Here is a 15232-nt window from a genome sequence, read left to right as displayed (position 1 = left end):
TTCTAGATATTCTTTTGTGATCTGACCCCGGCGGCCCGGAGTTCCCGTGCATCTGCGGCCATGGGGGAACTGCCAGGAGAAACGGCAACACGGCTTCTGTCGATAATCTCACCCACGACCACCATTTTGGAGAGCGGGTTCAGGACGTGAATCCGCTCTCCCAATGCGCCAGCATCAAGAGCAACACCGGATGCGGTGAGATGAAGGCCGGTGGAGGACAGGTCGAGGACCACCGGTGCTCCTTTGTCCACCACAGTTACCCGTGCCGTCATTTCGGGTGTCAGAGGTGTATGGGCGCTGATCGCCCGGCGGACGGCGTGGCCTGTGATATCGGCCGGGTCCAGAATGGCTTTTACGGGCACTGAGCGTGAGTCGAGAGACGTGAGTTCGAGGTCAGCCGCTTCGATAGTCTGGCCGGCAGTCAGATCGTGACTGGCCGTTACGACTTCCACATGGGAACTGACCGTTCCATCGGCTCTGAATGATTGCGTGGTATCGGCGGAAGCGACTGAAAAGAATGCCGAAAATCGCCCATGGGACGCATCATAAACGATATTGGTCAGTTGCGGCCGGGTCGTCAGGTCAGCCGCTACCGTCGGACCGGAAAATGTCGAAAGTTCAATCGTTGCACTGTCTGTAATGCCCCTGTCCCGCAGTCCTGCGATGATCAGAGGCATGATCTCGTCCTGCGAAATGGTATGGCTGGCGCGGGTAACGGTTGCCTGTGCCATGTCGGAAATATCGGCCCAGTCAACGCCGTATTGCTGGGCGATGGCCTGTAATTGAGCCGCCCCGATGACAATGTTCTGCCCGGGGGCCGGGGCGGGACCGATATCGCAATCCTGATCGGGCGCCAGACCGTTGAAAAGATCCGAAAGACGCACCTGAGGATGATGCAGGACACTCGCGTGGCGAAGGGTGGCTGCATTGAGGGGAAGCGAAACGATGCTCCCCCCAATAAGGCACGAGGCCAGAAAAAGACGGAGTCTCAGTCGGTTCATTTCAACGCGGACAATGTCTGCAGCATGTCATCCGACGCGGTGATGACCTTGCTGTTCATTTCGTAAGCACGCTGGGCCGTGATCAGATCGGTGATTTCCGTCACCACGTTGACGTTCGATTCTTCCACGTACCCCTGCCGAACACTGCCGAAACCCACGCTCTGGCCGGTGCCGGTGATGGCGTTGCCCGACGACTGCGTTTCGGTGAACAGGTTCTGACCCATTGCGGCGAGACCGTTCTCGTTCTGAAAGGTCGCCATCTGGAGCTGACCCACAACGGTGGATTGCGTCTGGCCGGAGACCGTCACCTGCACCTGACCCGTCTGGTCGACGGTGATGCTTTCCGCATTGTTGGGAATGGTGATGCCGGGGCTCACCGGATAACCATCGGCGGTGACCATCATACCCGTGTCGGAGAGAGAGAACGTGCCGTCACGGGTATAGGCATACTCACCGGATGGCAGCGTGACCTGAAAATAGCCGCTGCCTTCGATCGCGAGATCAAGACTGTTGCTCGTCTGCTCCAACGTTCCCTGATCGTTGATGCGGTAGATGCCCGCCGTGCGTACGCCGAGTCCCACCTGAGCGCCTGCCGGAACGAGCGTGCCGCTATCGGAGCTCATCGTTCCGACTCGACGCAGATCCTGATAGATCAGGTCCTGAAATTCGGGTCGGCGACGTTTGAAGCCCGTCGTGGTCATGTTGGCGATGTTGTTGGCGATGACCTCCACATTCGTCTGCTGGGCCTGCATGCCGGTGCCGGCGATGTCGAGAGAACGCATCATGTCGGTAAGCTTTCGTCTGTGTCAGATCAGGATTGGGTCTGCGTAATCTTGTCGACGGCGTTCTGGCGACGGGTCGCCTCGCTTTCGATAAGATTGGCAGTAATCTGGAAATCCCGTTGCAACTGAACGAGATTTGTCATTTCCGTCATGGAATTGACGTTGCTGCCTTCCAGCATGCCTTGCCGGAGTTCCTTCGTGTCCATCTGCGTGGTCGGCGTGGTGGCACGAAAGAGTTCGTTGCCTTCAGCGTGCAGATCGTAATTGTTCTGCACACGGACAAGGCCGATTTCGGCAGCGACGCCGTTTTCAGTGGAGAGTGTGCCGTCGGAGGCGAGGCTGATCGTCCGGTCTTCGGGACGCAACGTGACGGGCTGCCCGGTACGGTCGAGAAGTGCATTGCCAGCAGCGTCCGTCACTTGTCCGTCCGAAAGACGCTGGAAGCGCCCATTGCGTGTCAGGCGAACGCCGTCACGAGTCATGACGGAGAAGAAGCCTTCACCCGTGATGGCGATGTCGAGCGCATTCCCCGTCTGCTGGAGCGCGCCCTGCGTGAAATCACTGTATGTTGCGCGGTCCTGCACATAGGCTTCCGTGTCGGTGCCGGAAGCGCCACTTTCACCTTTCACCTGCGCGAGATAATCAGCGAACTGCAGATGACCGGCCTTGAAGCCGACGGTGGAAGTATTGGCGAGATTGTTCGCCAGCACGCTCATGGCGCGTTGCTGGGCATCCATGCGTGACAGCGCGATATAGGTCGGGTTGTCCATCCGGCAGCACTCTCCTTTGAAGAGACACACTGCCGGGCAAAAATTGATAAACCGTTTCTCCCGGAAGAGTCGGGTGGTCCGTTTGCTGTTTCTCCGCTTTTAGCGGCGGCCGCCATCCATCACGGGAGGGCGATCCATCAGCATAGCGGTGACTGCGGCCTTGAAAGGCGGCAGGGCATCCGCGACACGCAGGCCAACACGCCTCAGCAGCCGGAAGGGCCCGGCGTCCCGTGTGTAGAGTGTTGCGATGCCATTCGTGGCGGCGAATAAAGGCATGGTCGCCGCTCTGTGCCGTCGCTCGAACCGACGCAGAACGTCCCCCGAACCGATATCCTGTCCCCGCTCGAAGGCAGCGTTCACCTCGCTCGCGAGCGTCTCCGCACCACGCAGGCCAAGATTGAAGCCGTGTGCCGTGATCGGATGCATGCCCACGGCGGCGTCGCCCAGAAGCGCCAGGCGTCTTGCTGCGAACCGGTGGGCATAAACGCATTTCAGCGGATAGGCGTGACGCGAACTGACCAGCCGCATCGCCCCGAGCCGGTTGCCGACACGCTGCATGATCTCGGTATTGAACGCGCCCTGCTCAGCGTGCATCAACCGCTGAATTTCTTCAGCGGGCAGCGTGAGGACCAGAGAGGAAGCGTGGCCGTTGACAGGCAGCAACGCGACCGTCTGCCCTTCACCGAACCACTGGAGGGCAACATTGTGATGGGGCAGGTCATGCGCCATGCGGCAGACCATCATTACACGTTCGAAATCGTGAATGACGGCGCCAATACCAGCCCGGCGGCGCGTGGGTGAGAATCGTCCGTCTGCACCGATCACCAGTCGGGTCCGTGCCCGCTCGCCACCATTATAGTGAACGACCGCAGTGTCCCCATCCTGCCGGACAGTGTCGACAACAGCCTCGGGGATCAGCCTGATGCCGGTCTTTTCCGAAGCCTCGGCATAGAGCCCGCGACGAATCATGTTGTTGGATACCAGCCAGCCAAGCGGCGCATTTTCTGCGCCGGCAGGACGATCCGCTTCGAAGATCAGGGGATGATTGTGCTGGCCTGTCTCGATCCGCGCTTCCCTAAGAGGACAGATCACGCTTTCGGGGATGTGTTTCCACGCGCCCAGCCGTTCAAGCAGCATCCGGGCATGATAGGTGAGCGCGATTTCCCGACCGTCGAAAGGCGGTTCGGACCAGACGGACGCCGGTGCGCGTTCCAGAACGGCGACCGAAAGGCCCGCCTCCTGCAGCGCCAGAGCCGCAGCCAGCCCGACGGGGCCGCCACCTGCAATCGTTACATCATGATCGGGAACGGTGCTCATGGCGCCAGTCCTTAGTCCTTGTCGGCTTCGAAAGAAACAGGGCCGCCGGTCCAGTCAACGACATAGGGCATGACCGAACGGCGCTTCGGTTCACGATCCTCCTTTTCGGGCGTGCCCACGAAAAAGAAACCGGCGAGCGCATGGGGAGCCAGGAAGCCGAGTTCGGCTGCCAGCACGGGATCGTAGGTCACCTCCCCCGACACCCAGACCGCGCCATAGCCTGCGGCATGCAGCGCGTTCAGCAGGTTCATGCCCGCCGCGCCAACGGCAAGTTCCTGCTCGATCAGGGGAATCTTCTTGTCATCGGGACGCAGATGCATGCCAAGCACGATGGTCATCGGCATGGTGGAAAAGCGTTTGTAACGCTTGTCCATCTTCTTCTGATCGGGTTCCGGATCGAGCCGCTTCATGCTGGCGACGATCTTTTCGGCCAGCTTCACGCGGGCGTCACCTTGCACGACCAGCAGACGCCAGGGGCGGAGTTTACCGTGATCGGGGGCCCGCATCACGGCGGACAGGATCGTTTCCAGTTCGTCGCCCTTGGGAGCCGGCTCGGCCAGCGCATCGGTGGAGGCGCGGGACAGTAGCGATTCAAGGGCGATGTGGGCGTGTTTCTTCACGAGGCGGCTCCTGCAAACGAGGAAAGTGGCCCGCACCATGACGCAATCGCACGGTCAAGCCAATGCCGAACGCGTCTAGCTCTCTCCGGACAGCCTTGTGTCACCGGAAGGGAGGGTCAGCGCCGTGATCAGGGTGCAGCAGGCGCATGCGGAAACATACCATGCGAACCATCCCTCGTGGCCCGCCTGCTTGCACCACAGGGCGATGTATTCCGCCGTGCCGCCGAACAGCGATACCGTCACCGCATAGGGAAAAGCGACACCCAGCGCCCGGATACGTGTCGGGAAAAGCTCAGCCTTCACAATGGCGTTGATGGACGTGTAGCCGGAGGCGATCAGGAGTGCGAGCGAGATGAGCGCAAAAGCGACGAAGCCCGAACGGGCGCTGGCCAGCAGACTCATGAGAGGCACCGTTCCCAGCGTGCCGAGGACGCCGAAGGTCACCAGCAGCGGCTTGCGCCCCACACGGTCGGAGAGCGCCCCGAAAAGCGGTTGCACGAGGGCGAAAACCACAAGGGAGGCGGAGGAAATCAGCGTCGCCTGTTCCTTGCCAAACCCCAGTGAGTTGGCGAGGAATTTCTGCATGTAGATCGTATAGGTATAGAAAACGACCGTGCCGCCCAGCGTGAGTCCTACTACCGTCAGGACCGCTCGCCTGTAGCGCAACAAAACCCGCAGGCCGCCGGTTTCGCGCTTCTTGTCGACAGTTTGGAAGGCGGTGCTCTCATGCATGTTGCGCCGGAGCCAGAAGATCAGCAGGGCACCGGCCGCGCCGAGGAAGAACGGGATACGCCATCCCCAGTCGTTGATCTGTTCCGGCGTGAGAAAGACATATTGCATGAGCAGCAGCACGGCCATTGCGCCGAGTTGCCCCATGATGAGCGTCACATAGAGAAAGCCCGACCAGAACCCGCGTGTTTCCGGGCGTGATACTTCAGCGATATAGGTCGCGGAGGCGCCGTATTCCCCACCAAGGCTGAGGCCCTGCACCAGACGCGCCAGCACCAGAATGACGGGAGCGGCAAGACCGATCCGGGCATATGTGGGGCACAGCGCGATGGCGAGGGAGCCTGCGCACATGGCGGCGACGGAAAGCGTCAGTCCCCGCTTGCGTCCGTAGCGATCGGCGACCACGCCCATCAGCCAGCCGCCGACCGGGCGCATGAGGAAACCCACGGCGAAGACAGCGGCGGTGTTCAGAAGCTCCGCCGTATGGTTCTGGCCGGGAAAGAAGGCGTGCGCGAAATAGAGGGCGAAGGCGGAATAGACATACCAGTCGAAATATTCGAGCAGGTTGCCAGCTGATCCGGAAAAGATGCCGACCAGTCTTTGAAGGTTTGTCATCTGGTCGGCACGTGATGTCGTCATGAAGAATGATACCGTTCCGAAACTGAGAGGCCGGTGGAAAACGCGAGGTTATCGACCTCGCGTTTCGAAAACACGTTCAGAAAGTAAGATCAAGGTTGCTCTGCACATAAGCACCGGAAGATGCGCCTGCGCTGATCAGTGCTTTGCCTGCGAAGATATATTCTCCGTCGATACTCAGGGTGATGTGGCGGGTGGCGCGCCAGGCGAAGCTGGCCTGGGGAAGCGTTGCTGTATAGCCACCGTGGGGGCGCAGCCCGTAGGGAGCTGTCGGGTTGGAATAAATCGCATCGTTCGTGCTGTTGCGCCACACGACCGGCACTTTCATCAGCAGGGTCGTATTGGATGTGGGAGCCATCGTCAGGATCGGGCCGACATCGATCAGGTTCTGGTTACCCAGATAGGTGCTCATGTCGAGATAGTAGGCCGAGGGCACGAAGGGGGACATGTAGCTGCCCCATGAACTTGTCTGGCTCTTGTTGTAGTTGCCGCCTGAAACGTCGTCGGCCTGAATGCCGATGGCGGGACGCCCCCACCATTTCGCGAAACGCCAGGATAGCTGTGCATTGAACGAATAGGCGCTAACCGGTCGCGACGGACCATGATCGGCCGCGTTGAAATATCCTCCCTGCCATGAACCGCCTGCCGAGAATTCGATGGGTCCGGCATTGCCCCACACGCGCATGCCGGGTGTGTCACGGTGCGTGGAGCCACTGATCGAGCCGGTTTGCTTCGCGATCTGCGCCGAGGCAAGAAGAAAGCCAAGATAGTAAGTATCGACGAAGATCTGGCTTTTCTTTCCCAGGAACGTGAAGGATGGCACAGCATAGGACGTGTAGGCACCGAAGAGCCGCGTCTTGTAGCCCACCTGATCGTGGAACGGTACGTTTTCCAGCGGCCAGTTGGTCAGCGTCAGGTCAAATACATCCACCCGGAAATTTTTCCAGAAAGAGTAAGCCCGCACACCGTTCCAGGAATAGGGAATGGTCGGATATACGGAGCCTGCCGTGAAATACGGAGGCGCATCAAGGAAGGCCATACGACCGATCATGACGCCCATCTTGGCGTTGAGAAGATGGCCTTTTATTTCGACAAACGCCTGCTGTGCATCGAGGTTGCTGCGCCAGCGACCGTTGTTATACCCGTAATAGTTGATTCCCCCCGCCTGACCGCTCATCAGTTCACCATAAAGGCGGACATGTTCGCCCAGATGAAGATCGGCACCCAGATTCCAGCGCATGTTCTGGCGGTAGGCAGGGTCTTTCTTCGTCTGCCCGAAACCAGCGCGCTGGTCGTAGAAATTATGCTGCCGGAAGTTGCCACTGAACGTCAGGTAAATGGAACCACTGTCGTTCAGGGGGATGTATTTGAGGGGATCCATGATGTCGATGCGGTTTTTCTTGTCACGCAGATTGGACCAGTCTTCCGCCCAGCGTTCCACCGCATAATACCCCACGGTGCCCCAGCCCGACGCGGCTCCCGCGTTCGAATTGAAGATGCCCCATGGGCCCTGATGCACCAGTGCGGCGGGCTCGTTGAGTGGCAGATTGAGCGTTTGCGGCTGGGCGTAGTTTTCAGGGCGTGACTGGAGTGAGGGCAACAGCCGGGCCTTGTCCCAGAAGCCCGCTGGTTTGACTGGGGCGGGTGTGGAAGCCGCTGACGGGCGATACTCCTGAGGAATTTGCGAATGCTGGTTTATGCTCGCGTTCGGAGCGGTCTCCGCGCGGGCGAGTGCCATGAAAGTACAGGGCGCGACAGCGGCCACCGACGACAGGGCCATCAGGCTCACAAGCGGTCGTGTTCTCTTTCCCGAAAGATAAGCGGCGTTTGTGGCGAAGTTTTTGTTTTTCATTTTTTTATTGCCTAACGTCACCGGAATCATGCGCTACACGCATGTCAGACAATATATACGCTGCACGCATATTTATGTTTCGTCACATCGAGAAAACGTGTGGATATCTGGAAGTAGAACGATGTGACGGATTTGCCACGGGCAATGCAGACAGAGCCGCAAACGCGAAACGGGCCGGAGGGAAAGAAATTCGCCAGTTTCTATAGAATATCAGTAGAAAACCCGCCGCCTTGGAGGGCAGTTTATATTTAACTGGTTAGTTACTTATTCGGCGACTCAGTAACATGCGGGTATTTTTTTCTGGTCAAACTCTTGAGAGAGAAAAATCCGCAAGAGTTTGACAAAAGCCGTCAGTGAAAGCCATGTCCGAATTCGTCCGGGATCGCCTCATTTTCGGGCAGTTCCATGGGAGTGGTCTGGAGCTCCAGTGGCGGCAGACGCCCTGCCAGCGCGTCATCCAGCTTGCTCTTGTCCAGAGCCCCTTCCCAGCGGGCCACCACGATCGTCGCCACCGCATTGCCGATGATGTTCGTGAGCGACCGGCATTCTGACATGAACTTGTCGACGCCCAGTATCAGCGCCATGCCCGCCACTGGAATTGACGGCACGACGGATAATGTCGCCGCCAGTGTCACGAACCCCGCACCCGTCACGCCAGCAGCGCCTTTCGAACTCACCATCGCTACCAGCAGCAGCGCCAGTTGCTCACCGAAGCCCAGATGCACGTCCGTCGCCTGCGCCACAAACAATGCGGCGATCGTCATGTAGATGTTGGTACCATCAAGGTTGAAGGAATAGCCCATCGGAACGACAAGACCGACAATCGGTCGGTCGCATCCGGCGGCTTCCAGCTTGGCCATGAGGGTAGGCAGCGCGGACTCAGACGAACTGGTGCCCAGAACGATGAGCAGTTCCTCGCGCAGATAACGAAGCAGACGAATAATCGAGAATCCGCACACCCGCGCGACAAGGCCGAGCACCAGAAGGATGAACAGGGCAGACGTGAAGTAGAAAGTCGCCACGAGCCAGATCAGGCTGATGACCGAGCCGATCCCGAACCTGCCGATGGTGAACGCCATTGCGCCAAACGCGCCGATGGGAGCAGCCAGCATCACGATACGCACAACGCCGAACACCAGTTCGGTCAGTTGCCGGAACAGTTTCAGCACCGGTTCGCCCCGCGGCCCCATCTGGGAAAGGCTGATCCCGAACACGATCGCTACGAACAGAACCTGCAGGATCTCGCCGGAGGTGAAGGCGCTCGCCGTCGTGGTCGGGATGATCTGAAGCAGGAAGTCGGAAAAGGAGTGCTCCTTCGCCTTTTCCACGTAGCCCACCACGCTGGCGGCATCGAGCGAATGCACATCCACATGCATTCCGGCGCCCGGCTGCACGACATTGGCAATGACCATGCCCACCGCGAGCGCGAGAGTGGAGAAGAACAGGAAATAGCCCATCGCCTTCGCGCCGATACGGCCCGCTTTTCCGAGATTGCCCATTCCAGCAATGCCGGTTGAAACCGTCAGGAAAATGACGGGGGCGATGACCATCTTCACCAGCTTGATGAAACCGTCGCCCAGCGGGCGCATGGCGGCGCCCAGTCCGGGATCGAAATAACCGAGGAGGACGCCGCCCGTCACCGCGACAAGCACCTGAACATACAGGCTTTTCCAGAGCGGACGGCGAGGCGATGAGGAAGACGTATCGGTCATTATCGTATGCCTTGAACGATGCGGGGAGAATATTGTTGTTGTTTACTGTCCGCCCATAGACGGACGCCCGTCAGAAGAAAGCGATAACAGGCGGAACGTTTCTCGCCAAATCCGTTAAACTTTCCTGTTTTGTTCTTATTTGATAGAGCAAGGCAGACAGAGTCTTCTGAAAGTGCCCCATGTCTCCAGTATCGTCCGGTCCCTCCGAATACGGCCTGCTGACCGGAATTTTGTTGCTGGCCTGCATGATTGTCGTTTTGCTGCTCTTTCTTCTGCTGCGTCGGCGTGGTCCGGCACGGGCCGGAGGGGACTCGGATCTGCTTGCGCAGCTTTATGTGCTGGTGGAACGGGAAGGGGAGCAGCAGCGCAGCCGTCTGGCTGACACTGAGCGCGCCCTCCTCGGACGTGTCGAGCACATGCGAGCCGAACTGATGGAACGTGTTGCTCATCTTTCCGGTTCCCTCGGTCGCGAGCAGGCGGAAGCCCGTGCCGCCCAGTCCGAAGCTCTGCGTGAAATGGCGGAGACCAGCGCCCGGCAGTTGGCCACGATCCGCAGTGCGGTGACGGAGCAGCTTCATGCAGCCGTGGAACAGCAGATGCAGACATCTTTCCAGCGTGTGCTGGAACAATTCTCCGCGATGCAGAAGGCCATGGGCGAAGTTTCAGCCATGACGGCGCAGATCGGTGATCTCAAGCGGCTGTTCGGCAACGTCAAGACACGCGGCGGGTGGGGGGAGGCGCAGCTCCGGGCCATTCTCGAGGACGTTCTGCCTCCCGGCACGTTCGAGGCCAACCGCCGTCTGGGGCAGGGCAGGGAGGTGGTTGAATTTGTTGTGAAGATGCCTGTGCGTGGACCGAATCCGCCGGTTCTTTCCATCGACAGCAAGTTTCCGACCGAGGCTTATGAGCGGCTGCTCGACGCTTGCGCTCGCGATGACAAGGACGGGGAGCGTGTCGCCCGCCGTTCCCTTGAGGCTACACTCAAGATGGAGGCGAAGAAGATTGCCTCCAAATATATCGTGCCACCGGAAACGGTGGAATTCGCCGTGCTGTATCTCCCCACCGACGGGCTCTATGCGGAAATCGCCCGCGCGCCCGGCCTGATTGACGAAATCGGTCGCACCTGTCGCGTGCTGGTCATGGGGCCGTCCCTGATGCCGGCCCTGCTGCGGACCATCCATCTTGGTTACGTCACGCTCTCCCTCGAAGAGCGCACGGACACCATCGCGCGTCTGCTCGGGGCGACCCGTCAGGAAATGCTGAAGATGGATGGTGTTCTGGAAAAACTCTCGCGTAATGCCCAGACGATGAGCTCCACTATTGAGGATGCCCGCCGCCGTACCCGGGTGGTGACGCGGCAGTTGCGGAGTCTGGATACGGCGGATGAAGGTGACGAGGAAGTGCTGCTGTAAGGGAAGGGAAACGCCTTCCCCATGTCTCTGGATGCTTCGATGATGAGAGGGGACAAGTAGTGATAATCTGAAGGAAGATTACCAGTTATAGGTAACCTTCCCGATGACGTTCCGGTTGGCACCGATATAGCAGCCCGTATCCGCGGATGCGCATCCGGGATAGTAACGCTTGTTCAGAAGATTTTGAGCGGTCACCTGAAAAAGCAGTCCCTTCAGACTTGGAACCATCGTGTCGAATGCGTACTGGGCCTGAGCATCCACAAGTGTGTAGCTCGGCGTGACATATTCAAGCGTATTATCGACAAGCGTGTTCCCGTTATAACGCACGCCGACGCCAAAGCCTAAGCCTCGCACCGGACCATTGTGGAAATCATAATGTCCCCAGATGGAAAAAGTCTGCTTCGGGACAGAGGTGGGGCGCTCTCCCGCGAGACCTGCGCCACTACTTTTGGTATAGGCTACGTCCTGATAGGTATAGGCGGCGACAATGTTCAGATTGCGCGTGAGATCGACATGGGCTTCCACCTCGATGCCGCGAGACCGTATGCCGCCAGCCTGAGTGTAGAAGTCGAGATGCTCCGGATCAGTAACCAGAACATTGCTCTGCTTGAGATCATACAGCGCTACGGTGAAGAAGCCGTTGAAGTGGCGCGGCTGATATTTCAGGCCGACTTCGAACTGCTTGCCGCGCGTTGGTTTGAAAGGCGTTCCGCTGAACGAGAGGGAGTTCGTCGGCTGGAAGGATTCCGCATAATGGAAGTAGGGTGAAAGACCCACATCAAATGCGTAGAGGATGCCGGCGCGCCATGTCGTCGCCTGATCGGACTGATTGAAACTGCCGTCGTCGATCGCATCGCGGGTATCGATGCGTGACCAGTCGTGACGCACGCCGCCCTGCACGTGCAGTTTGCCCCAAGTCATCTGGTCCTCGCCGTAAACACCCTCCTGATTTGTGGTGATGCTCTGTATTGTCACGAGGGAAAGGTTCGGTACGGCCTGCCCATATGTGGGGGAGAACACATCCAGCGATGAGGCATCGCCTTCGTAAAGGTTCGCTGAATCACGGAGATTCTGCCAGTTCCCTCCCACAATGACCTGATGTTTGACTGGCCCCGTCATGAAATGACCCAGAATCTGCTCTTCGACCGTCACCGTATCGTAATGTTCTTTGGATGCATAAGCTTCGCGTTCAAGCGTGCGATCGTCGGCGTCGAGCATGCCTCCTGACGAAATCTGCTTGAAATTAGCGTAAACGTTCGCATAGCGGGCTAACGACTTGAAGGTCCAGTTAGAGGAAATCTTGTAATCCATATGATAATTAACGGATTTCTGCGTTCGGCTATAAGTCTCGAAATCCGGGTCTCCCGGATAGAAATGACGGGATATCTTGCCGTTCGGATTGGGAAGAATAGTGCCCTGCAATGGGGCTGTATCGAAATTGCCTCCACGCGGATCGCGCTGCCAGAAGCCCGACAGGGTCATGGTCAGCCGATCATTAGGGGCCCATGTCAGGGACGGAAGGATACCCACACGCTCGTTACGGGTATGCAGATCCTGCGTTCCGGATGTCGTTCCGGTCGCGGCGATCCGATAGAGCCATTTTCCATCCTTATCGATCCGGCCGGCAAAGTCCGCTGTGCCACGCACATACCCATAGGTCCCCCCCTCGATTGAAACGGAATGAATGGGTGTGGCGGTTGGCTGCTTCGTCGTCAGGACGATGGCCCCTCCCGGATTGGACTGGCCATACAATACGGAAGGCGGCCCTTTCAGGATATCAATGCGCTCCAGCAGATAGGGGTCGATCTGCTGCGTTGCATAATAGGCGCCGTTGAACAGGCGCAGATTGTCGACAAACTCGTCGGCTCCCGCCGCTCCCTGAAATCCTCGGATTTCGACCATATCGAACCGGGTCGTATAGCCTGACGCAACATCGCCGGAGACACCCGCGCTGTAACGCAGCGCCTCGGCGATCGTGCGTGCATTCTGCTGATCGAGTTGCGCGCGTGTGATGACGGACACCGATTCCGGCGTTTCGATCAGCGGGGTGTCGGTCTTTGTGGCGGCGCTCGAGTTTTTGGGCACGAGCCCGGCACGGTGCGTCAGTCCCAGAACGGCAATCTCTTCCGCCCGTCCGGCTTCCATCTGATCTTTTTGCGAATGAACCAGCGTTCCATTCACGCGTACGGGAGCAAGGGTGATGGCAGAAAGTTTGTGGAGCGAAACCGAGTGGCTTCCGATTTTCTGATAGCCGATGTTCGTTCCCGCAAGAAGGCCGGAGAGGGCCTGCTCACTGGTCATCTGACCGTTCACAGCACCGGATTTCGCCCCGGCAACCGTCGCGCTGTCAAAAGCGATCTGCGTGCCTGTCTGCACGCCGAAAGTCGCGAGGGCCCGCGCCAGAGGTTGGGAAGGAATATTAAAGTGCTGGGTCTGCAAGGCGGTGGCCGGTGCACTGTCAGCGTCTGCTGCTACGGCGGGATGCACCGCAAGCGGCCATGCTGCGAACATAAGGAGAGAGGAGCGGCAAAGAAGAGCGCTCCTGAAATGCCGAACGATCTGGCAATGGCGTGGCGAGAAAACACAGAGCATGGTTTGGTCCCACGGACGAACGGTTATCAGACGATGCAAACGAATTGCATTCGCGCATTGCTATGTCGTCCGGGACGTCTGTTTTTTAACGGGCCAACGGAATTTTTCGTGTGTCTGGGTGTCGGGGAAGGATCGGTTTGCCGGGCAGCGGCAAAATTTTGCCCTGCCGAGGTCGCGTCAGGAGTGGCTTTGACCTGCGACAGCAAGCACGAAGCCTGCCGGGAGGGATATGAGCCGTCCCCCATGCAGAGCGCAGATGGCTGCCAGTGCTTCCTTCGGATGGTGAAGGTCATACACGCCGCCCATAGGGGTTTTGTCCCCTTCAAGACCGTGCGTCAGGACGATCCCGGGGTAATATCGCCCCAGTTCCTCGACGGCTTCCGAGAGAGTCAGCCCGCTCAGTTCCAGATGACCTGAGCTCCATGAACCAACCGTTTCCGCATCGATGTCCGTACGCTCCGTTTGTCCGTTCTGCTGATTGAGGGTCCACTGCTGGCCCGCTGTAAGATGAAGGCCGACACTGCTGTTGTCTCTTCGTGACACGCTCACAACGCCTTCCCTGACAGCCACGGCCACATGAGGGCCAGCCATCCGGATATCGAAAGCGGTGCCGATGTCACTGGTGGTTACACTGGCTGCCTGGACAGAAAATCCCCTCTTCTCGTCATGAAGGACGGTAAAGAAAGCTTCGCCTGCCAGCAGCGTGATGCCGCGTTCTTTGCCTGAATAATGCAGCGCAATGGCGGAGCGTGCCGCAAGAATGACGGATGATCCGTCGGGCAGGGCGACCGTGCGGGTCTCGCCCGTTTTCGTGTAGTAATCGGCCTGCAAGCGGATCAGGAGATCCGGCGCAGCGAATGCGATTGCACAGGCCAGAGCCGGAACCATGGCGCATGCCGCGAGCCGGAAGGGGTTTCTCCAGAAGGTCTGGCGTGGAGGGGCGGGGGGCCGCAATGACAGGACAGGCGGGGAGGCTGGGAGTGTTGCGGTGGCGGACAGTTCTCCTGTCACGTTCCAAGCTCTCTCTATCCTGTGCCAGGCTCGGTCATGCCGCGTGTCGAGGGCTCTCCACTCCTCGAATCGCGTCTTTAAAACGTCGTTGTGGGGATCTTCATGCAGCCGGATTTTCCATGCGGCTGCCTCCCGCATGACGTTTCCGCCTTCCTGTGTCCGTGATGTTTTCATCGGATCTCACTCCCTGACGTCCCGCGACAAAGGCGTTGCACGCGTGCCGCAGAACAGGGACGAGGCAGAGACCTATTTTTCAACGTTAAAGCAAAAATCTTTACGGCTCCATATCTGGGAGAGCCGCCGCGCAGGCCACCAGCGCGATCTGAATCATCTTGTGGACCCGTGTGGTGGAAACCCCGAGAACGGTTGCTATTTCCTGAAGCTTGTAGCCCCCGATCCGATACATCTCGAATGCGCGTCGGGTGCGTGGGGGCAGGGCGGCGAGGATATCTGCAACCGCGTCCAGTTCCTCTCTATGGCCAGCCTGCGCTTCCGGTGAAAATGACTCCGCCCCCGTGTCGGCCAGCAGGAAGTGATCGATCTCCGTGGGAATTTGTCGACGCGAGGACCGCATATGGTCGAGGGCGAGGCGACGAATGATCGTAGTCAGATAGGCAATCGGACTGAAAACGATGACGCCCTGCTTTTTTGCGGAAATAATCTGGATAAACGCGTCCTGAACGATGTCCTCCGCATGGGCCGCGCATCCGACCATGGAGGTCACGAGAGAAACAAAACGCGATCGGTTCGCGAGGTAGGCTTCCAGAAGGTGATCGTTGGACACCACAGCGTGAAGTT

Annotated in this window: 12 protein-coding genes; 1 reads left to right on the top strand and 11 read right to left on the bottom strand. The window is 58.8% G+C overall.

What is annotated here, in order from left to right; all coding sequences use genetic code 11:
- Window positions 1-2 precede the first annotated feature (2 nt).
- From flgA to GOB81_RS01575, 8 genes are all read right to left on the bottom strand, one after another.
- Window positions 3-1001 (bottom strand): flagellar basal body P-ring formation chaperone FlgA, encoded by a 999-nt coding sequence (flgA, locus tag GOB81_RS01610; protein WP_173568609.1) that lies wholly within the window; start codon window positions 999-1001, stop codon window positions 3-5.
- Window positions 998-1783, bottom strand: a complete 786-nt coding sequence (gene flgG / locus GOB81_RS01605; protein WP_173568722.1) for a flagellar basal-body rod protein FlgG — start codon at window positions 1781-1783, stop codon at window positions 998-1000. Before flgG ends, flgA begins: the two co-directional genes overlap by 4 nt.
- A gap of 29 nt (window positions 1784-1812) precedes the next feature.
- The gene (gene flgF, locus GOB81_RS01600; RefSeq protein ID WP_173568608.1) at window positions 1813-2553 is read right to left on the bottom strand and encodes a flagellar basal-body rod protein FlgF; all 741 of its coding nucleotides are present in this window, start codon (window positions 2551-2553) and stop codon (window positions 1813-1815) included.
- 99 nt (window positions 2554-2652) lie between these two features.
- A complete protein-coding gene (gene ubiM / locus GOB81_RS01595; protein ID WP_173568607.1) occupies window positions 2653-3870 on the bottom strand; it encodes a 5-demethoxyubiquinol-8 5-hydroxylase UbiM in 1218 nt (405 codons plus the stop codon).
- Window positions 3871-3881: 11 nt separating this feature from the next.
- Complete coding sequence (locus tag GOB81_RS01590) at window positions 3882-4529, bottom strand: nitroreductase family protein (RefSeq protein WP_173568606.1); 648 nt, start codon at window positions 4527-4529, stop codon at window positions 3882-3884.
- Window positions 4530-4565: 36 nt separating this feature from the next.
- A complete protein-coding gene (locus GOB81_RS01585; RefSeq protein WP_173568721.1) occupies window positions 4566-5834 on the bottom strand; it encodes an MFS transporter in 1269 nt (422 codons plus the stop codon).
- Between the two features lie 100 nt (window positions 5835-5934).
- The gene (locus tag GOB81_RS01580; protein ID WP_242009968.1) at window positions 5935-7707 is read right to left on the bottom strand and encodes an alginate export family protein; all 1773 of its coding nucleotides are present in this window, start codon (window positions 7705-7707) and stop codon (window positions 5935-5937) included.
- Between the two features lie 350 nt (window positions 7708-8057).
- Window positions 8058-9419 carry a dicarboxylate/amino acid:cation symporter gene (locus GOB81_RS01575; protein WP_173568605.1) on the bottom strand — a complete coding sequence of 454 codons (1362 nt, stop codon included), beginning with the start codon at window positions 9417-9419 and terminating at the stop codon, window positions 8058-8060.
- 179 nt (window positions 9420-9598) lie between these two features.
- On the opposite strand from GOB81_RS01575, the gene GOB81_RS01570 reads away from it, so the two are divergent.
- A complete protein-coding gene (locus GOB81_RS01570) occupies window positions 9599-10831 on the top strand; it encodes a DNA recombination protein RmuC (RefSeq protein WP_173568604.1) in 1233 nt (410 codons plus the stop codon).
- A gap of 78 nt (window positions 10832-10909) precedes the next feature.
- On the opposite strand, the gene GOB81_RS01565 is transcribed toward GOB81_RS01570, so the two are convergent.
- The 3 genes from GOB81_RS01565 to GOB81_RS01555 form a co-directional block, all read right to left on the bottom strand.
- Complete coding sequence (locus tag GOB81_RS01565) at window positions 10910-13423, bottom strand: TonB-dependent siderophore receptor (protein ID WP_173568603.1); 2514 nt, start codon at window positions 13421-13423, stop codon at window positions 10910-10912.
- A gap of 177 nt (window positions 13424-13600) precedes the next feature.
- The gene (locus tag GOB81_RS01560) at window positions 13601-14608 is read right to left on the bottom strand and encodes a FecR family protein (RefSeq protein ID WP_173568602.1); all 1008 of its coding nucleotides are present in this window, start codon (window positions 14606-14608) and stop codon (window positions 13601-13603) included.
- 100 nt (window positions 14609-14708) lie between these two features.
- The gene (locus GOB81_RS01555) at window positions 14709-15218 is read right to left on the bottom strand and encodes a sigma-70 family RNA polymerase sigma factor (protein ID WP_173568601.1); all 510 of its coding nucleotides are present in this window, start codon (window positions 15216-15218) and stop codon (window positions 14709-14711) included.
- Between the last annotated feature and the right edge of the window lie 14 nt (window positions 15219-15232).

This window comes from Acetobacter conturbans (assembly GCF_011516755.1).
GTDB classification, from domain to species: domain Bacteria; phylum Pseudomonadota; class Alphaproteobacteria; order Acetobacterales; family Acetobacteraceae; genus Acetobacter; species Acetobacter conturbans.
The sequence above is the reverse complement of the archived record's forward strand: the minus strand, read 5'-3'. Positions and strand labels throughout refer to the sequence as shown.